Raw genomic sequence first — 23458 nt, 5'->3', positions numbered from 1 at the left:
ATGCAAAAACTCGAGGGGACATTACATCATCTAGCTGTCGGCTTGCCGAAGCAAATGACGTACGAGGAAACAAAGAAGATGAAAACAGGCATCTGCAAAGAGAACGTCGATGAGGTCTATCTTGCCAAAGAAGGTTTCCGCGGCGATGGCGTCGCAGACTTGAAAAATCATGGTGGATTTGAGCGCGCGGTTTGCCTGTATTCGGCGGAGCACTACCCTTTCTGGGAAAAAGAGTGTCAGGCGAAGCTGCCACCCTCAGCGTTTGGTGAAAACTTGACGGTGGCGGGCATGACGGAAAAAGATGTTTGCATCGGTGATGTCTTCCAAGCAGGAGACGCGGTGATACAAGTGACTCAAGGGCGTGTTCCTTGCAAAACAATAGACCGAAGAACCGGGCTTGGCGGGCACTTTAAGCGCATTGTCGAGACGGGATACACAGGGTATTTTTGCAAAGTGCTAGAGGAAGGCATCATTCGCGCTGATTCAAACATTAGGCTGGTAGAGCAGGATGGTACGGGAATTTCGGTGCTGCGTGCGCATCGACTGTACTTTCAACAGGAGAAGGATTGTGAAGGGGTTGCTGCTCTCCTCGAAGTTCATGCACTCGCTGAAAAGTGGCGGAGGCATTTTAGGAGGTTGTTGGATTAGGGTTGGTTATATAGAAAGGGAAAAAGCACGCACGAGTCCCTGCTAGCTCAGCCGGTGAATGAGGGGCGTCCATAAAGAAGCTCCACTCAAGGCACATCAATCGCGCCTGCGAAAATCCCATTAATAGAGTTTAAGTGAACGCTCTACTTAATAATAAGTGATTCCCTCATATGTGGTGCCTACACTCTTTCATTAAGAGTGCAGGAGAGCCAATGAAGCGAAAACGTGCATAAGCGGCAACACAAAAGATCCTACCAGCAGCCAATCCCCCCGGTACCTTGTTAGTGACGAAGCAGACCAAGAGGGGAACCGAGAGGCAAGTACGTTCTAAGTTTTCTCCCCTTCAAACATCTCAATCGCCTGGCGACGTCTTTCTTTATGGTTCACCATTGGTTCAGGGTACTGTTTGCCGATGATGCATTCGGCTTTCTCTTGTTGTTCAGATGACATACGGTGGGGTTCATGAATGTAGTCAAGGGGTAATTCTTTTAGTTCTGGTAGGTACATTTTAATAAAGGTGCCATCTGGGTCAAAACGTTCGGACTGTCGCGTTGGATTGAATACGCGAAAGTACGGCACTGCGCCAGTTCCTGTGGAGGCGGCCCATTGCCATCCGCCGATGTTTGATGCTGGATCGTAATCAATCAGCATCTCTTCAAAGTGCCGTTCGCCAAGTCGCCAGTCCAAAAGAAGATCTTTTGTTAAAAATGAAGCGACGACCATGCGCAAGCGATTATGCATCCACCCCTCTTGTTGCAATTGTCTCATCGCAGCATCGACGATTGGAAAGCCGGTTTCCCCACGTTTCCAGCGTTCCAACTCTTCCTCGTCATAAGACCAGTCGAGATTTCTGTACGTTTGATTCCATTCTTCATCTTTTCCGTTTGGATGAGCGTAGTAGATCATATTGTAAAAGTCTCGCCATGCGAGTTCTTGGATAAAGGTATCTGCGCCTTTGCTGCCTCCGTACTTGTCTTCAACAATTTGCAACGCTTTATGCACCATGCGTGGGGACAATGCGCCTGTGCGCAAGTACGGGGATAATCGACTCGTGCCATCGATAGCTGGAACATCACGTTCCTCATGATAAGTAGCAAGTCCATCGTTTAGAAATGTTTTCAGCCTTTCTCGACCGTTCACTTCTCCTGCCCTGTCGCTCCATTTTCCAGTCTTTTGCTGCATTAATTGATTGTACGCCTCTCTGCCTTTCGCAAAGGTGTCGCGCTGATCGATGGAAGTAGATTGTAGTTTCTGTTCATCGATGATACGCAACTCTGGTTTTGGCAGAGATCTCCACTTTCTGTAATACGGCGTAAACACTTGATACATTGAGCCGTCCTCTTTCGTGACTTCCTCTGCTCCGTGCAAATGGTGATCGGTATATAGATGAACAGAAACCCCTTTTGCTTCTAAAAGCTTTTGCACCGCCTGATCGCGTTGCCGTCCGGCACCGCTCTCATCTTTATTAAAATGAACCTTTCTTATGTCCTTCACTTGCTCTAACAGTTCACGAAAGGCTTCTTCCGGTTCTCCGTGTAGAAAATGGACAGAAACTCCTTTATCTTTTCCAGCGTCGACAAATGCTTTTAAGGATTCGTAAAAATAATCATGTCGCTGTGAAAAAGATTTTGTCATCTTCGGGTTAATGTGAAAAACAAGCATGACTCGATCATCACCTTCACAGGCATCAAGTGCAGCTGCGAGAGCTGTGTGGTCGTTCCAACGCAGGTCGCGGCGAAACCAGACAATGTGAATGCTCATGCCCTAAAACCTCCTCGTTCGATCTTCAAAGAAAAACAAGCTGTCACACAGCACGTTTGGCCTACAGCAACGTTTTATGTTGGTATTCTTTACATAATCAATCGATTATAATAGGAGTATTCTTATCGTATTTGGGGGTGGAACTTTAGTCATCGCTGCTGCATCAAATTAATCGCTTGTAGCGAATGAATTTATAAATCACAGCCCTTGCATCAAAGGGAGTTAAGGCAAGAAAAAAATGACCTCCCCAAGTCTCGTATAGTGTCATCGACAAAACACCCCAAAACGAATGGAGGAATACTTCCTATGGCTACTATACAACAAATGAGCTTATCTGGCATCGAAGACTTATATGAGATGGGCCTCCCCATCGCTATGGCGCAATCATTTCCGCGGTTGATTTGGGTGCGATTTGTCATGTAGTGACCCCAAAGTCCCGGTTTGGGCCCCAGAAGAGCTAAATGAAGAAGCGATGGTTATTTCGATTTTTGTCCGTATGTAGAAGACACCCCAAATACCAAACAGCTCGTACGATCGCTGATAAGCACAATGATTTAGGGAATTCTTTGAAATGGGACGCCATTATACTTGTGCGAGGGAATGCATTTTCTTGTTCCCTTTCCTATTTCGCATCAACTCTCCATTCTGGTTTTTTAAAAAACCGTCGCGCCCCGCAATGTTCCGCTTCATACTTCGTACTTGCCAGCTTGATTTGTTCGACAGACGTCCCTGTTTTAGGCGCATGAATCATCTCCCCGTCCCCGGCATACATGCCCACGTGATGGACCGCTCCTTTTCCTTCTTCATGGGCAAAATAAAGAAGGTCGCCTAGCTCTAGCCTTTCGTCTTCAATCGCCTCCCCGGTCCTTGCCTGATCCGAGGCATCTCTCGGGATGGTGATGCCGCTTGCTCGGTGCATCGTGTAGACGAAGCCTGAACAGTCAAACCCGTAGCCGCTCATCCCACCCCATAGATAAGGGAGTCCTAAAAACTGGCGGGCACTCTCAAGCAGCTGGTCGCTGGTGGCGGGGCGCTTTTCGTATTCGATATCTCTGGCGTGAAGGAAGCCGGGCCCAAGAGGCGTTTCAACTCTAGCACCGAACTCGGATGTCTCAATAATGGCAAGCTCGGTTTGAAAACTGAGCTTAAGCCACGGTCGTTCGTCTTCTGTAAAAAGCCAAGCGGTGTTTGTGCTAACGGTGACGATATGGTGATGGGAGCTTGAAGGTCTTTTCCTTTTGGTTAGTTGGGCAGCAGGGATCCAGCCGGGATAGCCGCGCGTATCCTTTTTGCACGGCTGGTGCGGCACAATCACGGCTGCCCACTCCTGATCGATTCTTTCAATATATACTTCTTCATTAAAGAGCACCTGGCTCTGAACCAAGTTGTCGTCGCAGAGCGCGAGAAGCTCGTTATAGGAAAGCTGGTTCAGCCAGGCATCCAAGTCAGCAGGAGAGGTGAGGGCCGGTTGGTCAGCGGGGCGGGGAGAGGCCTGATTTGTCCATAACGTAGCGGCGGGAACGTTTATGCGTGCGGTTTCCATTTCCGAAGCACCTCCTATGTTTGGGAGTTTCATGAGAGATTTCCTTCTGTACTTTCTGAATATATAACATAGGAGATTCGCAATGTAAGGTCCATGTTCCTGCTTTACTACAAAAAATAGTTGAAGGAAAAGAAGAAAAGTGGTCAGGGAATCTCGGGCAAAAACGACAGATCCTCGTACTCATGATCAGGCGACAGCTGAAGCTCTTCTTGCGGCTGCCCGTTTCGGTTAATCCATGCGGTCTGAAACCCAAAGCTTTCCGCTCCTGAAATGTCCCATCCGTTCGAAGAGGCGAAGAGGATTTGCTCTCGTTTTAAGTCAGTGTGCTCTAAAATTAAATTGTACGCGGCTGGCGACGGCTTATATTGCTTGCGTTCGTCTACGCTGAGCGTGACGTCAATGAATGTGTCCAGGCCGCTGTTTTGGAGAAGAGGGCGCAGCATATTCACAGAGCCATTGGAGAAAACAATGGTTTGTTTGCCTTTGTTTTTAAGTGCTGTTAGAACAGGTGCCGACTCCTCAAATGGAGGAAGATGTAAATAGGCTTCCATCAATTGTTGTTCCAGTTTCGGCGTAAGTGGAACTTCCACGGCGTTTGCCGCAAAACGTAAGGCATCTCTTGTGACATCATAAAACGAGTGGTACCTGCCCATGATTTGCCTCAGGAAGGAGTAGTGAATTTGTTTTTCCCGCCAAATGGTACTAAGATGCTTTCCTTTCCCGGGATAAAATCGTTCGACATCCGTCCTTACAGAATGTACATCAAATAATGTACCGTATACATCAAATACATATGCTTGAACCATCCAAAATCGTCCCCTTCTTTGCCGAATAGGTGTATGGGGAGATAATCCCCTTCTTCCTATTTTCCCCGAATTGATGTTGGTTAACCTTTTCTAGTTCGCCCGTGCTCGGTTCACAGAGATGACAGTAAGGATGGTTCAATATGGGTACTCTATTCAGAAAGCGAGTATAAGGGCACTCGTTAATAATGACGTTGGATCCAAGTGAATGTCGAGCCGCTAGCAGCGAGCGCCGCCCGTCCGTTGCTCTTTCTTTCACTAACTTTTAGTATTCACCCTCAATCAAAACGGGTAAAGACCTCTAACCAAATCTCTAAGGAGGCAAAGCAGATGAGAGTCGTCACAGGTGCAGAAATGCAGAACATCGACCGCTTCACCATCGAGCAGTTAGGCATCCCAGGTGTGGTGCTCATGGAAAATGCAGGCCGTGCGATTGCGGAGCAGCTTCTTTCTCTCTACGAAACAAACGAACGTTTTCTTATTTTGATTGGGAGCGGGAACAATGGAGGAGATGGGTTTGTCATCGCTCGGGTGCTTCAGGACATGGGCAGAGGCGTAGACGTTTGTGTCGTGCCGAAGGAGGAGACGTTCACGGGCGATGCCAAATTACATAAAGAGATCTATGAAAATGCTGGGTATGGGTGGTCTGCTCTAGAGGAAAATCAGCTGTCCCAAATGCTTCTGCGGGTGGATGTGATTGTTGATGCCTTGCTTGATACAGGCGTCTCAGGGGAGGTTCGAGAGCCGTACGCTTCCCTCATTGAAGACGTGAATCAAGCAGGGAAAATCGTGGTCGCTGTGGATCTGCCGAGCGGGGTCCCGGCTGATGAATCCCCCGTGCCAGCAGGAGCCATCAGAGCGAATCGCACCTTTACGCTGCAGCTGCCAAAACGAAGCTATTACACTTATCCAGCCCGCCGTTACTACGGCGAGACCGACGTCCTTCCCATCGGAATCCCGCCGCTAGCGCTGGAGCAAGTCACCACCGAGCGCCGGGTGTGGGGGGCAAATGCTACGATGGCTCACTGGCAAAAGCGAGCTCCTGACAGCCACAAAGGACAGAATGGCAAAGTTGGTATTATTGCAGGTAGTCAAGCAATGCCAGGGGCGGCTGCCTTTGTCAGCGAGGCAGCCGTTAAAAGCGGGGCAGGCCTTACAACTCTGGGGACTGTCAAAGAAAACCTTCCTGTCATTGCCTCCCACGTGAAAGAAGTGATGTATGCACCGATGAGCCATGTTGAAGGAGCGCTTGCTCCAAGCCGAGAGGAGCTGTTTTTCCTTCGCGACGGAAAACAGGTTATCGCTATAGGTCCAGGGATAGGGCGCAGTGAAGCGAGTGGAGAGATGTTCCAAGTGTTGATCGAGCACTACGAAGGGCCGCTGGTCGTGGATGCTGATGGCCTGCATTTTCTCGGCGAGATGCTTGATAAGGTAAGGGAGCGTAAACCCCCACTCATTATCACCCCACATACAGGCGAAATGGCGGCACTGACAGAGAAGAAAAACGCGGAAGTCAATGCCAACCGTTTTGAGGTAGCGGAGTCGTTTGCTTGCGACTACGGAGTCTACGTCGTTCTTAAAGGCCCGAATACGCTTGTTGCCACGCCCGAAGGAAGGACATGGATCAACGATAGCGGCAACGCGGGGCTGGCCAAAGGGGGATCGGGCGATGTTCTCACCGGCATGATCGCTGCTTTTGTGGCACGTGGGATAAATAAACAAATTGCTCTTTCGACGGCGGTGTTTTTACATGGCCATACGGCGGACTTTTTGCTGGCGCAAGGAAAGACAACAGTGGAGACCCTGACCCCGAGTGAGATTATGGAGGGGGTAGGAGAGGCGTTTAGAGAACTTCATAAAAATAATGACGCGAACGAAAAGCCATGAGGCTGGGCCTCGTGGCTTTGTCCAGCTCCGGCGGGTAGAAGCGTCGAGATTTTTCGCCCCGATAACGAAATCGAAGGTCAGGATTTCTATTATCGGGTCTCCAAAATTCGCGCTCCTAAGCGACCCGCCTGCGCTTTTCGGATTAACTAATCACAAGCTCTTCTGTTTGCGCCTCTCCGCTTCCATCTTCCCATTCAACCGTGATCGATAGCGTATTATTTTCTTCCATCAATTCACCCACATCCATTTCGTTGGCTTGAATCGATTCTGTTTCATCTTCAGATGGAACGGCAAACTCAGTAGGTGCGCCCTCATCCTCATGCCATGTGGCGGTATACGTATAGATAGCTTCGTTGCCAGTTACATCCTCATCGCCGTCATAGGAAAGGTCGATCAATGTCCCGGATGTGTCGCTGTCTGTATAGAGTTCAGCGCTCCAATTCTCCCCGTTCGTTGAATAATCGCTATCGCCACAAGCCGATAGAACAAAGAGTGTGGCAAATGCTAGTGTTCGTTTTTTCATCAATGAAACCTCCAAAAGAATGGCTGTATAGGGCTTTTATACCCTTTTCTGTGGGTGGACAAACACGAACGCCGAAACAGGAATTAGGAAGAAGATCGTTTCAGCGCCTCTACCCATAACCCAGACTGGACAGGTTGACAGTGCTGAAAAACACTCATACAATGTTCTTCAAGTAAACACTCAAAGAGCAAGGGAGCCCAAAGCGATGGCTAATGAGAATGAGACACTAGAAGAAGAACGCTCGATGAAGCTGTTCGTGGTGCTGACGCGGACATTAGAAGCTATCAAGAAAAAAATCGAGAAAGATATTCGCTCCCACGGCCTGAACCCGACGGAATTTGCCGTCATGGAGGTACTCTACAGCAAGGGAGACCAGCCCGTACAGAAAATTGGCGAAAAAGTATTAATCGCTAGCAGCAGCATCACGTATGTCGTGGATAAACTTGAAAAACGGGGATATACAACGCGGAGACGCTGTCCCCAAGACCGTCGCGTGACGTTTGTGACACTGACAGAAACGGGGTATCAATTTCTTGACGACATCTTCCCGGATCACCGAAAAGCGATTTCAGAAATTATGGGAGGACTTTCCACAGAGGAGAAAGATGCACTGATTAAACAGCTTAAAAAGCTAGGTGTACATGCGCAAGAATTGTAAAAAAGGTGGTTGACAACTGTGAGGAGACTCGATATAATTATCTCGAATTAAGGACATCCCATTTAGGGGTTTTGTTTTTCTCACATATCTCAAATTAGGAATAGTTGACTTCGAGGGAAATAGAAAAGCTTCTCTTGTAGGGGCAATGTATAAATAATGGAAGGGAGTGAAGGCTATGGGCAAACGTACGCTTGGAATCCATCATATTACAGCGATTGTCGGCGATCCGCAGGAGAATGTTGATTTCTATGCAGGTGTGCTTGGTCTTCGTCTTGTGAAAAAGACGATTAACTTCGATGACCCGGGCACGTATCATCTCTATTTTGGGGACGATGGAGGAAACCCGGGGACGATTATGACGTTTTTCCCGTGGCCAGGGGCGCATCAGGGGCGGATCGGTGCAGGTCAAGTAGGAACGACCGCATTCGCCGTGCCAAACGGGTCCATGTCATTTTGGGAAGAGAGACTAGAAACATTCGGTGTTAGCTATCGTGTCGAAGAACGCTTCGGCGAGCGCTCTGTCACGTTCACCGATACTCATGGCCTGCAGCTTGCGCTCGTTGAACGCTACGAGGGGAAGGCCAGTGAGTGGTCATTCAACGGTGTGTCCCCGGCAGAGGCCATCAAAGGCTTTGCTGGAGCGGTTTTGTTGACAAGTCAGCCCGAGAAAACGTCAGAACTTCTAGAAGAAACGATGGGCTTTGAGCGCGTCGGGGAAGAAGGGGGCTACGTTCGCTTCCGTTCAAAAGCGGACATTGGCAACACCGTGGATGTCTGGCAACAGGCGGTCGCTCGCGGGGCGTTAGGTGTCGGTACGGTGCATCATATCGCCTACCGTGCGAATGACGATGACGATCAACTTGACTGGAAGCAACATGTCGAGAGTGCGGGCTATCACGTTACGCCGGTACAACCTAGGCAGTATTTTAACGCGATCTATTTTCGTGAGCATGGGGAAATCCTTTTTGAAATCGCCACTGATCCGCCAGGCTTTGCCCACGATGAGTCATACGAGACAATGGGAGAGGCACTGAAATTGCCTGATTGGTATGAGCCCCAACGGGCGAAAATTGAACAAATCCTTCAGCCGGCAACTGTTCGTGAAATCGAAAAGCTGTAGAAGCTGTTGGGGAGTCAGTTAAAACGTCCAGACTAAAGCTGGAGGTGAGCGACAAAAAGAATTTAGCTAAGGAGATGGAGTAAATCATGGGTTTTTTATCAAGATTATTCGGGAACGAAGACAATAATCAACCAAAAGAGGAGTCGATTCAAGTGGAAAACGTAAAACTAGCAGTCATTTATTATAGCTCAACCGGAACAAACTACCAAATGGCGCAGTGGGCCAAAGAAGCGGCAGCAGCCACAGGGGCAGAAGTGAAACTACTTAAAGTGCCAGAACTTGCGCCAAACAGCGCGATCGAGTCGAACCCGGCTTGGAAAGCGCATGTCGAAGAAACGAAAGACGTTCCTGAAGTGACAACAGACGATCTTGACTGGGCCGATTCATATATTTTCAGCGTACCGACTCGTTTCGGAAACGTTCCAGGGCAAGTGAAGCAGTTCTTTGATACAGCTGGAGGCCTATGGGCAAACGGAAAATTGGCTAACAAAGTGGTCAGCGCCATGTCTTCCGCGCAAAATCCACACGGCGGCCAGGAGGCGACAGTGCTCAACCTTTACACAACGATGTACCACTGGGGCGCGATTGTCGCTGCACCTGGATATACCGACGCTACTGCGTTCACCTCAGGCGGAAATCCGTACGGCAATAGTGTCACTGTTGACGGCGAAGGCAACATGCAAGAAGACGTCGAAGAAGCCGTTAAACATCAAGCGAGACGCACAGCAACCGTTGCTAAGTGGGTCAAAGCGGGAATGCAAGGCTAGACTTATACTAGAACAAAGAAACAGGGGCGAACCACGCGAGGTTCCGCCCCTGTTTTCGTTGTTTATATTGTCGCAGGGAAGAGCAACCATGCAATCTTCGAAAGAACAGCTGCTCTGAGTCAGGTTGACTTTTGTCCCCACCCTACAAACATATGCGAGAAAGCAAACGATATGACAGTCTTTGGGGACGTGAAGTAGCAAAGAACTGAGGGTTGCTGTTCCTGATTTGATTCACTTTCATCTCCAAGACATAGTGGTTTGAGGTGGTTTCTTACGTATCCTCATTGGCCTCAATGACCCCACACGCAAGGCGGTCACCGGCGTCCCCAGTACTAAGGGTTTCTTCATCGGGCCCAGGTTCCTCTTGTTCCTCTGACTGATAGCGGTCTGGAATGTTTCCAACATTGTCAGGACCTTCATGGATAATAACTGCACCATTTTCAACCAGATCTTCCGGCGTAAAGCCATCGACCACAACGGTCATCGCAGCTGAACCGTCTTCATTAACGAAAAGGGGAGGCATGTCCCCGGCATGATTTGCGTGATCCGTGTCTTCCGGATTGTAATGACTTCCGGCTGACATGAATGCGCCTTCGCTGTCGTCCGCATCACAGGCATTGTTTTCATGCACGTGGAAGCCGTGGACTCCTCCTGCAGGCAACCCTTCGACCTCAACATTCACCATGGTCTGGCCGCTCTCTTGCTCGGAAAAATGGACCTCTCCGAGCGATTCGCCACCCACGTCTTCCATAGTGGCGAGGGAGACAACGTCCTCCTCTGCGCTTTGATCCGTTCCTTGATCTTCGGTTCCAGGATCGCTGGTTTCTTCTAAGTCACCATTCCCGCAAGCAACAAGCAATCCCGCAACGCCACACAGCCCCACTGTTTTTAAAACTTTCATGTTACTAAGTCCCCTTTCTAAAACCTAAAGTAGTCTCAGAATGCTATAGCCGGAAGAGGGGGGAGTTCAAACGTCTTCAGGTTGGGAAAATTCTCTCCGTTTTACTGAAGAGAGTTTTCCCGCGGTGACTTAAAGAAACGCTTGCACCGCATCAATCAAGCTATACGTTCCAAGACCAATGCAGATCAGCACAATGACACCGCCAACGATGTTTAGCTTAAGGGAATTGACGTAGTTGCCAAGCAAATTTTTGTTATTGACGACAATGAGCAAGAAAATCGCAACAATGGGTAGGATGGCGCCGTTAAGTGCTTGCGCAAATAAGATGATACTCAAAGGTTCAAAGTTTGTTGCCGATGCTCCAATGCCGATCATAATGACGATCGCGAAAATCAGTTTAAAGCGCCGACTGTTAAAGCCGGTTCCCCAGTTCATGATGCCACTAATTGTATAAGCAGCACCGAGTGGAGAGGCGATCGCTGAGGAGAAGCCCGCAGCGAGCATTCCTATGCTAATGAAAGCGGTGGACCATTCTCCTAAAAGTGGTTCAAGCGCAAGCGCCAGTTCGGCGGCGCTTTCAACATCTGTTCCGCGGATGACGGCCCCTGCTGTAATCAGAATAGCTGCTGTGATCAAGCCGCCAACGCCGATCGAGATGATAATATCCCAACGTGCAGCTTTTAAATCGGCAGGTTTGCTCCAGCGTTCTTGAACACTGGATGAATGGATGAAGAAATTATAAGGAACGACGGTCGTGCCGATCAGAGCCACAATCACAAGAATCGAACCACTGGGAATAGTGGGTACAAAAGCTCCTTGAAAGACGTCGCCGATGTTTGGCTGAACAACAATCATCGTCGTCACAAACGTAATGCTCATCACGACAACAAGAGCTACTAGGAGTTTTTCAAACACTTTATACGTACCAAGCAGTCCAAGAATGAGAATGATCGTACCGAGAATTGGTCCGATGATGTTTGACGGTATGCCGGTTAACAAGGATAACCCAAGCGCTCCTCCTGTTAGATCTCCTGAAATGTAAGCAGCGCAGCCGAGGCCAATAGAGACGCTAACGAGACCGATTGTTCCATACTTTAAAATCGGCTGTGAAAATTGATCACGAATCGCTTTAGCAAGGCCTTTGTTTGAAATGATCCCCAGACGTGCAGCCATCTCTTGTAAGAACATCGTCGTTACAATGGAGAATACGACCGCCCAAAGGATCGCATACCCGAAAGAAGCCCCGGCGCTGGTTGCCGTTGTAACAGTTCCTGGTCCAATGAACGAAGCGGCAATGATCGCGCCTGGACCAATGACTTTTGCTTTTGATTTCAGCCTTTCAGAGAGTGAAGCATTGGCCATGTTTCATTCCTCCTAGTGGACAAATGTCAAATCAACTTTAAAGCGCCCAAGATACAGCTGCGCCAATGACCACAATGGCGCCAATAATAATCAGGATTTGTCTAATCATGTGAACTCCTCCTTTTTGAGTATTCATGCCAATCATTCATGAAGATGGTATTCCTTAAAAAGCAACCGTTCAAACGGGGCAAATGACTTATTTTCTATCCAGACCAATGGAGGGAGGGAGAAAGGGGCTTTTGATCCGCCACTATCTTTCGGAGACACATTCCACTAGTTGTAAGAAACGAAATATTTTTTAAAAAATTGGTTATGAGGCAGGACTTTGACCAGAGATTGTCTAAAAGTTCTAGTAACGGTTTGAAAACTGAAAATCCAGGAGGGGGAAGGATGAGAGAGGTTCTTTCGAGACGTGAATATGCGGAAATCATTCAGCAGATCTACCAAGAGAGCAATAGCAGCAGTGCCAAGGTGATTAAGGAAACACTGAGGTCCAGAAATATCAAACCAAATTCTGTTGCTTTTGCGTTCAATACGAGAAATTTCACACAGATCATTGAGGAGTCACTGGTGGGAGTAAAGAAGAAGAGAAGGGTTTGAGCGCTTAGCGAGAATACGGATAAAAAAGCTCAGTCAGCTACTGAGCTTTTTTCTTGTCTAGCCGAGATTTTTCAGACCTGGCCCGAAATCCAACCCCGGGATTTCGAGTCCAGGTCTTCCAAAATTCGCGCTTCCAAGCAACCCGCCTGCGCTTTTCGGTAGCATGTACGTACTAATCTGTAAACGCCCCGCCGTAATCGGCAAGCTTATCACGCCAGACGGTATGGAAGTGTAGGTTCTCGGGGTCGGCTACGCCCTCTTTCGTGGATATTTCAATCCAGACACGAGGCCCATCAATCCGAATGTAGGAACCAGGGTCCTTAAAGTTTCTCGAACCAGCCCAGCCAATGTAAGTATCTGCTAAGGCCTCTTCCGTGAAATAAGCATCGAGCAATGCTCCGGCGGTTTCGTTTGAGGCGCCCGTGACCCAGGCTTTCATAGCCTCTTTCACATACGCTTGCTGGTGGATGGCGAGGTCCGTATAGCGGATGCCTTCGCTTGCTGGAAATTCCCCGTCTTTCCCCGGCCCTACAGCGACATCTTCAAAGCTGCCAGAAAGCTTGGCTGCCTTCAGCTGATCTTCACTGAAGGAAGAAAGCATCGCGTACATTGCGGTTTGCTTTGGCTCAAGAGGCACAACCGTTTTCTCATCCCATCCAAACGGCTGCGGTTCAATTCCTGTAAATTGCGGTGTTGCGCTTTCTTCCTTCGCGTTCACGACAATGTTCTCAGCTAGATGATGCCCGCTAAACTGAATCATCCACGGGTCGGTCTTTGAAGGCGTACCAACGAGGGCGATAAAATACAAATTCGCTCCCCATTCAGGTTCCTTGTAAGTATTTTTTAAAAATGCATCTGCTTTCATAATCTCCGCGAGCGTCTGAAAGCCTTCCTCGCTCAAAGAAGATTTAACAAGCGCTAACGCCGCTATGACGCTTTCATCCGATAAGTCACCAAGAGCCAGTCCGTTACGGTTCTCATAAGAAGCAGGCAGGTTCGACCAGCGAGCCGCGTTTTCTGCAGTGAATTGATAGAGAATGTCCTCCCGCTCCTGCTCAGTCAATGTCCCTAAAAAGGCGTTGGCGAGGGCCAGAGAATCATCCTCTTCAGAAATCTCCCTTTCCAGTGACTGGTCCACCAGTTCAATAATAGACTCCGTCGTTTGAGAGCGGGGCTTGGCAAGAGTCTCTGTGGATTCTTCTCCTTTGGAATCAACGTCAAGCTCTGTAGGAGAGTCTGATACTTGGCACCCGCCTAAGAGAAACATGATCATAGATAGGCTAATCAAATATTTGCTCGTAAATGGTTTCATAGGTACCTCCATATATGGGATCTATCAGCTAGTTTTCCACAGGAGGAAGATTTTTCATTCATTTTTTCACGAATTTTTGTAGGGATTGGTCTTTTGACAAGAACACGATGTAGATACAAGCATGAAACAGCTGTGAGAGGCATGAGAAAGGAAGTAGGAAGCAGGTAAATAAGTGAGGAGGCATGTAAATTCTAAAAATCGGCAGGTAATTTCCTGATATCGGCAGGTAAAATTTTAAAATCGGCATGTAAAACGGAAAATAGGGGGATTGAAAGCAGATGAAGGGGGCGAAGCTTGCTTTGTTAGCGATCAAAAGAGCCCCCAGTCAAGGGAACCCTTTTGAAGTGCCGTTTGTTACCACTCGGCAATGCTACCGTCCTTATGACGCCAAACAGGGTTGCGCCAGTTATGGCCTTCGCCCGCTTGTTGGCGGACAAATTCTTCATTGATCTCGATCCCAAGGCCTGGGCCGTCGGGAATCTTCACATAACCCTTTTCATAGTGAAAGACGCTTGGGTCCTTAATGTAATCAAGCAGGTCATTCGTTTGATTGTAGTGAATGCCAAGGCTTTGTTCTTGGATAAAGGCGTTGTGGCACGTGGCGTCCACTTGTAGGCAAGCCGCCAGAGCAATCGGGCCGAGCGGGCAGTGTGGGGCAGCGGCGACATCAAACGCTTCTGCCATGGAAAGGATCTTTTTGCATTCCGTAATTCCCCCCGCGTGTGAAAGGTCTGGCTGAATGATGTCGACATAGCCTTCTTTGAGCAAGTTCTTGAACTCCCATTTGCTGTACATTCTTTCCCCTGTAGCAATCGGCGTGGTCACATGCTGAGCGATTTCACGTAAGCCTTCATTGTTTTCAGGAAGAAGCGGTTCTTCAATGAACATCGGACGATACGGCTCCAATTCCTTTGCAAGTACCTTTGCCAGTGGACGGTGCACACGGCCATGAAAGTCAATTCCTATCCCAATGTCATTCCCGACCGCCTCACGGATAGCGGCGATGCGAGCGACGGCGTCATCCAGTTTGCTGTAAGAATCAATGTACTGCAATTCTTCTGTGGCGTTCATTTTCACCGCTTGAAATCCTTTTTCCACAACCGCTTTAGCTGCAGCACCTACGTCGCTTGGGCGGTCGCCGCCAATCCAAGAATACACCTTGATGGAGTGGCGCGCTTGGCCTCCGAGCAGTTCATGAATCGGCGCATTGTAATACTTTCCTTTAATATCCCACAACGCTTGGTCAATTCCAGCAATGGCGCTCATAAGAATAGCGCCCCCGCGGTAAAAGCCGGCTCGGTACATCTTGTTCCAATGATCTTCAATGTTGAGGGGGTTCTCCTGAAGCAAACCTTCCATGAGTTCATCGACAGCCGCTCGAACGGTAGCGGCCCTCCCTTCGATGACAGGCTCTCCCCAGCCACTAATTCCTTCATCGGTTTCAATTTTAATAAAAAGCCAGCGCGGTGGGACGAGAAAAGTTTCGTAGTTTGTAATCTTCATGGGTACCTCCAGATGTTAATTCAGTAGATTTGAGATGAACGATGCTTTCTTTGTCAGTTCTTCAATGATAAATGGACGTTGCTTGAGCATTCGTTCTTTCGGACCTGCCACACTAATCGCCGCTTGCATTGTGCCAGTCGGTCCATAGATCGGGGCGGCGAGACAGTAAAGACCTTCTTCGTTTTCTTCGTCATCGATGGCGTAGCCTCTCTCTTTGGAAGCGGCCAGCTGGACTTCCAGTTCATCCTTCTCCGTGATCGTATTTGCGGTAACAGGCGCAAGTGTTAGATTTTCAATCAGTTCCCTGCGCTGAGTCTCCGGTAGAAAGGTAAGAAAGGCCTTGCCTAGCCCTGTACAGTAGAGAGGCTTTGGATAACCAGGACGGGCGGTGGTTTGAATCGAACGGTTGTTATTGATCTTGGAGATATAGACAAGCTCATCCTTTGCAAGCGTTGCCATAAAAACGGTTTCTTGAACCGCTTCCATTAATACGCGCAAGAACGGCTCGCTTAGTTGGGATAAGTTAAATTGATCCATTGCCACGGTTCCTAACTGAATCAGTTTCACGCCTAACTTATACCGCTTCGTTCCAGGAAGTAACGTCACATACCCTTCGTTTAGGAGGGTGTTGATCAACTGAAACGTACTGCTTTGAGGGATGTTTAACGATTCGCTAATTTCTTTGACCGTTCGCCCATCTGGGTAATGGGAAAGCTCTTGAAAAATGTGCAAAACCCTTACAGCCGATTTTACGGACATGGTTTACTCCTTTCTAAGAATTTCACATGTAATTTTAAAATCTATTCACAATATACTTGTACTATAGCAGGAGTTGTCTCTGATCTCAACGAAAATAAAATTTTATATGTGATTATGATTTTCATACTTGAAAAAATAAGCGCTTTCCTGCATACTGAATGACAGCGTTTTATTGAAGAAGGTACTCAGATAAATAGGTCATAGGAGGAACGTGAAATGTCTACTGCAGGCTTAATCATTGTAACAATACTTGGGATTGCTATGCTGCTTTTTCTCATTATACGTTCGAAAATGCAAGCGTTTTTAGCGCTGTTACTTGCAAGTATTTTTATTGGCATTTTTACCGGGATGGACCCGATGGAGCTCATCGAAACGATGGAAGCGGGAATGGGCGGCACGCTCGGATTTATTGCCATCGTCGTCGGGCTTGGTGCGATGTTCGGGGAATTGTTACGCGTCTCCGGGGGAGCGGAACGACTGGCCTTTACACTTGTTGATAAGTTTGGCGAAAAGAAGTCTCCATGGGCGCTAGGTATTACGGGGTTTGTTGTTGCGATTCCGGTCTTTTTAGATGTTGCGTTAGTGATCTTGATCCCGATTCTATATAGCCTTGCCCTTAGAACAAAGAAATCGTTGCTCTATTATGCCATCCCGCTTCTAGCAGGCCTCGCCGTGGCTCACGCATTCATTCCACCAACGCCAGGGCCGATCGCTGTAGCTTCTATACTGAATGTAGAACTCGGCTGGGTGCTACTATTTGGTGTGATTGCTGGTTTTCCAGCCATGGTGTTAGCTGGACCCGTGTTTGGGCGATACATTGGCAATAAAATTCATATTGGCGTTCCTAAACATATCGTAGAAGAAGCAGCAGGTCAAGCTGAGAAAAAAGAACTGCCTAGCTTTAAGCTGATTGCGTTTATTATCCTGTCTCCGCTTGTTCTTATTTTAATGAATACTGCCGGTGATGTGTTGCTTGAAGACGGTACAGTGAAAACCGTGGTTACTTTTATTGGTCATCCCTTTATAGCACTGATTTTTGCAACTCTCCTGGCCATGTTCTTTCTTGGCAAAAAAAGAGGCTACACGAAAGAGGACTTGCAGTCACTTACAACGAAAGCGTTGGAACCTGCGGGGATCGTGATCCTGATTACAGGTGCGGGTGGTGTGTTTAAAGAAGTGTTGATTAACAGTGGCGTTGGTGATGTGATGGGAGAAATGATGGCTTCTACCGGCTTCCCGCTTGTCCTGCTTGCCTTCTTGATTGCCACCTTTATCCGGATTGCGCAAGGGTCAGCGACGGTGGCGATGATCACAGCCGCAGGCCTTGTGTCACCGATGGTCGAGATGACTGACCTCTCACAACCTTCGTTAGCACTAATTACGATTGCCATCGCTTGCGGTGGAACCGTTGTTTCCCATGTGAACGATTCAGGTTTCTGGTTGGTGAACCGGCTTTTAGAGATGTCCGAGAAGGATACGCTAAAATCTTGGACGGTCATGGAGACGATTGTGGGCGGCGTAGGGTTTCTAGTCGTCTTCGCGTTGAGTTTCTTCTTTTCATAGAATACGGGGAAAGGTGTGCAGCGTTTTGCACGCCTTTTTGAGGAAAAAGGCCAAGGAGTTGTCCTTTTTCTAGAGAAGAGATGAAGGGCGAAATGCAAGATCAAGAAGAAGCTGAAACAGATGAAGGTTCCGAAGCATAACTTTAGAAAATGACATGAACCACTCAGGCAGTCACAAACCTGGGTGGTTTTTTAGGGAATCTTTCCCTCTTGCGGATTATAAAAAAGGCATACATTCTAGTGTGAAGTCGTATGATAAGGATAAAATAATCAGAAATAACAGACAACATCTATCTCACAATTTTTTAGGTATTAAAGCAGCACGCTTGTCCATACTTATAAGGAAGACTACGATTCTCTGAATCAAAGAAAGTGGGTGCTTCTCATGGTAGAGATGATCAAACACAGACCGCCACTTATCAGCAAAGCCAGCTTTGAAAGAGACTACGCAGAGAAGGCTGACATCGATTTGGTGGAGTATCAAGAATGGATTAGAACAGAGCGTTGTTTTTGCGGGAAATGTTTAGGGTGGAGAGCGGTGTTTAAGTAGAGGATAGGGATAAAGCAAAGAAACCATGGCGTCTTGCCATGGTTTTTTCAAATGGTGCGTGATAGATTGAAGAGTGAGGGTGGGAAGGAGAGGGAGCGTGTGGAGAATGAACAATTGCGAACATTTACGGAAGATGGACGGGAGGAGGGAGTGAACAGTCGAGCAGACGTGCACAGGCTCGGCCTCTGGCATGAGACGTTTCATTGCTGGGTCGTTAGTATAGAAAACCGCCTCCCCTACTTGCATCTGCAGCTACGGTCCAGTGGAAAAAAAGACTTTCCGAATCTGTTTGACATTACCGCTGCTGGGCATCTATTGGCGAGTGAAACGATAGCCGATGGGGTGCGTGAAGTGAAAGAAGAGCTTGGCATTGACGTCAGTCTTGATCAGCTGCTCCCGCTTGGAGTGTTGAAAAACGTTATTATTCAAGAGGAGTTACTTGATAGAGAATTATCGAACGTTTTTCTTTATGTGAAAGAAAATGAATTCGAGGGCTACGAGCTTCAAGAAGAGGAAGTCGCCGGTATAGTGAAGGTGAAGTTCGATGATTTTTGTGCACTGTGTGCTGGGAGCGAGGAAGAAGTGACGGCTGAAGGCTTTGTGGTTCAAGAGGATGGTGAACGGAAAACCGTTCACAGAAGTCTTACTCTTTGCGATGTGGTCCCGCATAGCCGAACGTATTTTGAACAGGTTTTGCGAGCGATTCAAGAGGAGCTGGAGGGTCAAAGAGTCCGGAAATAAAAAAGAAGGATCTCCCTAACTTTCTCCGAACTATAGGTATGTAAAAGACTGAAAAAAGATCGAACGGGAGGCCAATATGAAGCACCGACCAGAAACAAACGAGTACCCAAGCTATTATGCAAAATACATTGATTTGCTTCCTGAGCAAAACATCATCGAACAGTTGAACGATCAGAAGGATGAAATGGCAGAGATGCTAGAGCCGGTAACCGAGAGACAGAGCCTTTTTCAATACGCCTCTTTAAAATGGAACATAAAGGAGGTCGTTGGTCACCTGACGGATGTGGAACGGATCATGGCGTATCGCCTTCTTTGCATCGCGCGGGGGGAGGCAACTTCACTCCCAGGTCACGACGACCAGGCGTATGTGGCCAAAGCTTCTTTTAACGAACAACCCCTTCATGAGCTCATCGCCCATTTTAAAGCGGTGCGGCAGTCGACGGTACTCTTACTTCACAGCTTGCCCACTGAAGCTCTTGACCGTAAAGGGGTCATGAATAATGAAGCCGTCACGGTGCGAGCACTGCCTTTCATCATTGCCGGGCATGAACGGCATCATCGCCAATTAATCAAGGAAAGGTATGTCGATTCTGTTGATTATCCGGCGCGTTAAAAAAACCTACGCCTGCGCTACTGTCCATCGCTGCTTGACAAGAAGTGTGGTGAACCAGGAGTACTTGCACATAACGATGTGAGTCCAAGCATATCTTGTACCGAAAGAGTCACAAATAAGGAGGTAGAGGATATGTCAATTTTAATCACGATCATTGTCGGTGGATTGATTGGTTGGGCTGCGGGCGCGATTACAGGGCGAGGGGTTCCCTTTGGCATTATCGGAAATATTATTGCGGGCTTAATAGGAGCCAACCTAGGAACATGGTTGCTTGGGAGCGTCGGGCCGCAGCTTGGTGGTTTTCATATTATTCCTGCCTTGCTAGGTGCGATCATTCTTGTTTTGATCGTCAGCGCGATTTTACGAACATCGAAAGTGTAAAGCAGAACCACGCGGGGGCGCTCGCGTGGTTTTTGTAATTACTCCAAGAGTGGAGGTTGTCCTTCCCCCTTTGCTTCTGCCTCTCACGCAAGAGGGGGATGTCACAAGATAAGGTGAGCGAAAAATAAAAAACGATCTCCCCCGGGCAGAGATCGTTTTCCAGTTCAGACCAAATTATCAAGCATCATCGTCGCGACTGAGAAGTAAATCAGTAGGCCAAGAATATCATTTAACGTGGTGATAAACGGGCCAGAAGCGACAGCGGGGTCAATTTTGAATTTATTGATGATGAGAGGCACGATCGCCCCGATAACAGCCGCCATGCTTAAAGCAAGAAAGAGAGAGATCCCAACGATAAAGGCCAGTATCCAATTGTTTTCGTAGAAAACAGTGATAATGCCCATCAACACGATCATGCAGACGACGCCAAGCATCAGTCCGGTTCCTAACTCGCGCTTCACAATTCTCCAGACGCCATTTTTCTCAATCGAACCCGTCGCAAGCCCGCGAACGGCAACGGCGAGAGATTGAGTCCCCGTGTTTCCTGCGGTCCCCATAATGAGAGGCATAAAGGCCGCGAGCAGGACGATTTGCTCAAGCGTTTCCTCAAATTGCCCAATAATATTGGCGGTAATCAGTCCAAAAAACATTAACAAGATAATCCAAGGTGCCCGTTTTTTTGCTGCTGTAAAAGCAGTGAGCGAGACGTCTGTGGTGCCTTTGGATGCCGTGAATTCGCCAAAGTCTTCAGTGGTCTCTTCTTCAAGCACATCAATGACGTCATCGACGGTGATAATCCCTACGAGCAGCCCCTCTGGAGTAACAACCGGCACCGCTAGAAAGTCATATTCACCAATGAGTCGTGCCACATCTTCCTGATCCGCATCCTCTGCGACGGAAACAACTTGCGTGCTCATAATGTCTTCAATCGTTACGTCAGGCTCGGCAATGATTAAGTCTCTCAAGGAAACAACGCCGGCCAGTTTTTGATTCGTATCCACCACATACAGGTAATAGATCGTTTCAGCTTCAGGTGCGGTTTCACGAAGTTCTTTAATCACTTCTTTTGCCTGAGAGGAAATCGAGACGCTTATAAATTCTTTTGTCATGATGGCCCCTGCCGTTTTCGGTTCATAGGCCATCAGTTCAATGACTTCTTTCGCTTCCTCTTGGTCCATCGAATCGAGAATCTCATCCGCGTTATCCACTTCGATTTCAGCGAGAAAATCGGCCACGTCATCGGCAGACATAAAGTTAAACATCGAAACGGCGTATTGAAAGCTAAGCAGGTGATAAACCTCTGACTGTTCCTCGATATCAAGCCCTTGGAAAACATCCGAAAACTCTTCAGGGCTTAAAAAGAGCAGCACCTGCTTTCGCTGAGGATGATCCATTGACTCAAACAGTTCCACTTGATCTGTAGGATGCAGCTCAAGAAACGTTTCTCTAAACGCTCTGAGATTACGGTCTACTAAATACTTGACGACGTGTTCTTTGTATTGGTTTCGTTTTTTATCGTTGAGTTTATCCATGTGTGACTCCTCCTTTAAGAAGAGAGTCTATTTATTCTGTAAGAGGCATGCTGGCGCAGAACAAATACCCTCCTCGAAAGATGCTTCTATCTACTATACCCGATTTTGTGAACGGCCTCTGATTGGGAAGGCTATCCATCCCACACCACCTCCTATTATAGAAACCCGTTTGTGTAAAGGCGACAAACGCAAAAAACACCCCCGTCCGTGGAGGTGCAAACACATGCGAAAAAAAGTGTGTCAGGACACACGCTTCGTGGCGCCTCCATTCGTAGAGCTTTAGCACTGTGCGGCATAGGCGTAGCCAGCTACATTAAAAACCACCTTATGTCGATGGTTTCTGTTGACCCATTGGCGTCTTTGGACATTTTTGGGTAGTAGCGTCTCTCCTGCACAGGAGCCTCACCTAACGAGGAATATAAGACAACTGCATGATCCACTTTACAGGGGAGCGCCTCCGATGTCAATGGGGCGAAGGGGATCTCTTTGAACCGTGGCAACAAAAGAGGTCGTCGTGACCCAATCTAGTGTATACTATGGGTGAAATCGTCGATGTGTTTCTAGAAAGGGTTTAAATCATGAAATCTTTTTTTTATATGCTTGGATTGAGTGTAAAGCTGCCACAGCGAAAAGCTGTATTCGTGTTAAATCGCAAAAGAGTCGCAGGGCCTTTTTTCTATCTATGCCTCTTGCTGTTTGTGGTGAGTATCCCACTTGGAGCACAGATGTTTTTGGAGTCTGTCGGTCCCTTGTCGGAGCTTCCGGTTTTTTTGTTTGTCCTGTATTTTCTCCTTATCTTCTACCCGCTGTTTGTGTTGGCGGTCTTAGCGGTGCTTTCGATTCTAACTGCGGTCATTTATGTTGTCAGTCTGTGTTTACATCGAAAGCTCACGTATTTAATGATCTGGAAAATCACGTTGTTTGCGGCAACACTTCCGTTAGTTGGGTATGGATGGTTAGTCATGGTTCAGTGGGAATTTATGGAGGGGTGGGTGGGTCTGAGCACTCTGTTTATGCTTGTTGTGCTCATAAAGACGGTGTTGATTTACCCGCCGATCAAAAGGAAGAAAGGGTGAGCAGGAAATGCTTATCCTTAAAGCATGCGCCAGCAGTTTTTTTGAAAGAATCGGAAAGAAATAGCCCGTAGTAGCTGTAAAAAGTACTTGAAAAAAGATATACTTACATAGAAGACAAGTAGTGGAAAGGATGAATAGAGAATGAGAGATGTCGCGATTGTAAAACAACAGCGCAATGTGCTTCGAGAAGAACTCGGCAAATGCGTCAATAAGGTAAAAGAAATGCAAGTCGATGAGAAAAGTTTCAAAGAGCTCGACCAGCATGACCAGCAAGTGTACATTTATTTAGATCGTACGATGCAAAAGCTGCGCACGCAGATCAACACGCTTGAATTTGTCCTCAACGAAGACACAAAACTAATTGACCCGTACTTTGATCGCGCAGCTGAAAAGCTGAACATCAACAAGGACACGCTCTTTAGCGCGAAGAAGCCGGAAGAGGAAGAAGAAGGCAGCTATAAGCTGGATATGAGCAGTATTGAGAATAAGCATTAATTGAAGGAGAAGCCCCAGGCATTGAAGTAATGTCTGGGGCTTCTTAATGAGCGAATAATAAAACAGAGGTCTTTTTATTCACTTTTTAACGTTTTACCTGCCGATTGCAACCTCTTGCGATTACATGTCTTTTCCTTCTTTTACCGGCTTCAATCCTACCTATACATCCCTTCCACTAGGCATTCCCCCTCGACCGCCATGGTCTAAAGAAGCCAAGTGGGGAAAACAGAGGATTGAATTGAGAAAAGGGGAGGGGAAACATACTAGAACTTTTCTTTCTTAATTTAAATTGGGAATATTTTAAAATCTATTGCAAGCCTCTAATTCTATTTATAAAATGAGGAGGGTAATGAGAAATGTT

Annotated in this window: 22 protein-coding genes and 1 riboswitch; of the genes, 12 read left to right on the top strand and 10 right to left on the bottom strand. The window is 47.6% G+C overall.

The features are described from left to right. Nucleotides 1-648, top strand: a complete 648-nt coding sequence (locus tag AVZ68_RS02430) for an MOSC domain-containing protein (protein WP_059102965.1) — start codon at nucleotides 1-3, stop codon at nucleotides 646-648. A gap of 327 nt (nucleotides 649-975) precedes the next feature. Here the strand turns inward: AVZ68_RS02430 and AVZ68_RS02425 are convergent, their stop codons facing one another. The 3 genes from AVZ68_RS02425 to AVZ68_RS02415 all read right to left on the bottom strand — a co-directional run bounded on the left by AVZ68_RS02425 (nucleotide 976) and on the right by AVZ68_RS02415 (nucleotide 4758). After that, a complete protein-coding gene (locus AVZ68_RS02425) occupies nucleotides 976-2409 on the bottom strand; it encodes a cryptochrome/photolyase family protein (RefSeq protein WP_059102964.1) in 1434 nt (477 codons plus the stop codon). A 622-nt stretch (nucleotides 2410-3031) separates the two neighbouring features. Next, nucleotides 3032-3952, bottom strand: coding sequence for a C40 family peptidase (locus tag AVZ68_RS02420; protein WP_059102963.1), 921 nt, complete (start codon nucleotides 3950-3952; stop codon nucleotides 3032-3034). A gap of 143 nt (nucleotides 3953-4095) precedes the next feature. Further along, nucleotides 4096-4758: a haloacid dehalogenase type II gene (locus AVZ68_RS02415; protein ID WP_059102962.1), complete on the bottom strand. Its 663-nt coding sequence runs from the start codon at nucleotides 4756-4758 to the stop codon at nucleotides 4096-4098. A gap of 327 nt (nucleotides 4759-5085) precedes the next feature. On the opposite strand from AVZ68_RS02415, the gene AVZ68_RS02410 reads away from it, so the two are divergent. Further along, entirely contained in the window at nucleotides 5086-6642 is a 1557-nt protein-coding gene (locus AVZ68_RS02410; RefSeq protein ID WP_059102961.1) for a bifunctional ADP-dependent NAD(P)H-hydrate dehydratase/NAD(P)H-hydrate epimerase, read from the top strand. Between the two features lie 142 nt (nucleotides 6643-6784). Here AVZ68_RS02410 and AVZ68_RS02405 read toward each other — a convergent pair whose 3' ends face one another. Next, nucleotides 6785-7165, bottom strand: coding sequence for a hypothetical protein (locus tag AVZ68_RS02405; RefSeq protein ID WP_059102960.1), 381 nt, complete (start codon nucleotides 7163-7165; stop codon nucleotides 6785-6787). Between the two features lie 205 nt (nucleotides 7166-7370). On the opposite strand from AVZ68_RS02405, the gene AVZ68_RS02400 reads away from it, so the two are divergent. The 3 genes from AVZ68_RS02400 to wrbA all read left to right on the top strand — a co-directional run bounded on the left by AVZ68_RS02400 (nucleotide 7371) and on the right by wrbA (nucleotide 9710). Further along, entirely contained in the window at nucleotides 7371-7823 is a 453-nt protein-coding gene (locus tag AVZ68_RS02400) for a MarR family winged helix-turn-helix transcriptional regulator (RefSeq protein WP_059102959.1), read from the top strand. Between the two features lie 175 nt (nucleotides 7824-7998). After that, entirely contained in the window at nucleotides 7999-8943 is a 945-nt protein-coding gene (locus AVZ68_RS02395; protein ID WP_059102958.1) for a ring-cleaving dioxygenase, read from the top strand. A gap of 86 nt (nucleotides 8944-9029) precedes the next feature. After that, a complete protein-coding gene (gene wrbA, locus AVZ68_RS02390) occupies nucleotides 9030-9710 on the top strand; it encodes an NAD(P)H:quinone oxidoreductase (RefSeq protein ID WP_059102957.1) in 681 nt (226 codons plus the stop codon). 271 nt (nucleotides 9711-9981) lie between these two features. Here wrbA and AVZ68_RS02385 read toward each other — a convergent pair whose 3' ends face one another. Together AVZ68_RS02385 and AVZ68_RS02380 are read right to left on the bottom strand one after the other, a co-directional pair. Further along, nucleotides 9982-10611, bottom strand: coding sequence for a superoxide dismutase family protein (locus tag AVZ68_RS02385; RefSeq protein ID WP_059102956.1), 630 nt, complete (start codon nucleotides 10609-10611; stop codon nucleotides 9982-9984). A gap of 129 nt (nucleotides 10612-10740) precedes the next feature. Further along, nucleotides 10741-11973, bottom strand: a complete 1233-nt coding sequence (locus tag AVZ68_RS02380; RefSeq protein ID WP_059102955.1) for an Nramp family divalent metal transporter — start codon at nucleotides 11971-11973, stop codon at nucleotides 10741-10743. A gap of 390 nt (nucleotides 11974-12363) precedes the next feature. On the opposite strand from AVZ68_RS02380, the gene AVZ68_RS02375 reads away from it, so the two are divergent. Further along, nucleotides 12364-12573, top strand: a complete 210-nt coding sequence (locus AVZ68_RS02375) for a hypothetical protein (protein ID WP_059102954.1) — start codon at nucleotides 12364-12366, stop codon at nucleotides 12571-12573. 172 nt (nucleotides 12574-12745) lie between these two features. Here AVZ68_RS02375 and AVZ68_RS02370 read toward each other — a convergent pair whose 3' ends face one another. The 3 genes from AVZ68_RS02370 to AVZ68_RS02360 form a co-directional block, all read right to left on the bottom strand. Next, nucleotides 12746-13885 (bottom strand): DUF3500 domain-containing protein, encoded by a 1140-nt coding sequence (locus tag AVZ68_RS02370; RefSeq protein WP_059102953.1) that lies wholly within the window; start codon nucleotides 13883-13885, stop codon nucleotides 12746-12748. Between the two features lie 354 nt (nucleotides 13886-14239). Then, a complete protein-coding gene (gene dgoD, locus AVZ68_RS02365) occupies nucleotides 14240-15388 on the bottom strand; it encodes a galactonate dehydratase (protein WP_059102952.1) in 1149 nt (382 codons plus the stop codon). Nucleotides 15389-15403: 15 nt separating this feature from the next. Beyond that, nucleotides 15404-16147, bottom strand: coding sequence for an IclR family transcriptional regulator (locus AVZ68_RS02360; RefSeq protein WP_059102951.1), 744 nt, complete (start codon nucleotides 16145-16147; stop codon nucleotides 15404-15406). A 216-nt stretch (nucleotides 16148-16363) separates the two neighbouring features. Here AVZ68_RS02360 and AVZ68_RS02355 point away from each other — a divergent pair, with 216 nt between their 5' ends. The 4 genes from AVZ68_RS02355 to AVZ68_RS02340 all read left to right on the top strand — a co-directional run bounded on the left by AVZ68_RS02355 (nucleotide 16364) and on the right by AVZ68_RS02340 (nucleotide 19994). Beyond that, the gene (locus AVZ68_RS02355; RefSeq protein ID WP_059102950.1) at nucleotides 16364-17710 is read left to right on the top strand and encodes a GntP family permease; all 1347 of its coding nucleotides are present in this window, start codon (nucleotides 16364-16366) and stop codon (nucleotides 17708-17710) included. Between the two features lie 648 nt (nucleotides 17711-18358). Then, nucleotides 18359-19000 carry an NUDIX hydrolase gene (locus AVZ68_RS02350; RefSeq protein WP_059102949.1) on the top strand — a complete coding sequence of 214 codons (642 nt, stop codon included), beginning with the start codon at nucleotides 18359-18361 and terminating at the stop codon, nucleotides 18998-19000. 76 nt (nucleotides 19001-19076) lie between these two features. Continuing rightward, a complete protein-coding gene (locus AVZ68_RS02345; RefSeq protein ID WP_059102948.1) occupies nucleotides 19077-19613 on the top strand; it encodes a DinB family protein in 537 nt (178 codons plus the stop codon). Nucleotides 19614-19745: 132 nt separating this feature from the next. After that, complete coding sequence (locus tag AVZ68_RS02340; RefSeq protein WP_059102947.1) at nucleotides 19746-19994, top strand: GlsB/YeaQ/YmgE family stress response membrane protein; 249 nt, start codon at nucleotides 19746-19748, stop codon at nucleotides 19992-19994. Between the two features lie 164 nt (nucleotides 19995-20158). Here AVZ68_RS02340 and mgtE read toward each other — a convergent pair whose 3' ends face one another. Next, nucleotides 20159-21526 carry a magnesium transporter gene (gene mgtE, locus AVZ68_RS02335; RefSeq protein ID WP_059102946.1) on the bottom strand — a complete coding sequence of 456 codons (1368 nt, stop codon included), beginning with the start codon at nucleotides 21524-21526 and terminating at the stop codon, nucleotides 20159-20161. A gap of 256 nt (nucleotides 21527-21782) precedes the next feature. Next, a riboswitch (M-box (ykoK) riboswitch) is annotated at nucleotides 21783-21947 on the bottom strand. Between the two features lie 157 nt (nucleotides 21948-22104). On the opposite strand from mgtE, the gene AVZ68_RS02330 reads away from it, so the two are divergent. Next, entirely contained in the window at nucleotides 22105-22602 is a 498-nt protein-coding gene (locus AVZ68_RS02330; protein WP_059102945.1) for a hypothetical protein, read from the top strand. A 141-nt stretch (nucleotides 22603-22743) separates the two neighbouring features. Beyond that, nucleotides 22744-23097: a hypothetical protein gene (locus AVZ68_RS02325; protein WP_059102944.1), complete on the top strand. Its 354-nt coding sequence runs from the start codon at nucleotides 22744-22746 to the stop codon at nucleotides 23095-23097. Nucleotides 23098-23458 lie beyond the last annotated feature (361 nt).

It is taken from the genome of Shouchella shacheensis (genome assembly GCF_001484965.1).
Taxonomy (GTDB): Bacteria; Bacillota; Bacilli; order Bacillales; family Bacillaceae_D; genus Shouchella; species Shouchella shacheensis.
The sequence above is the reverse complement of the archived record's forward strand: the minus strand, read 5'-3'. Positions and strand labels throughout refer to the sequence as shown.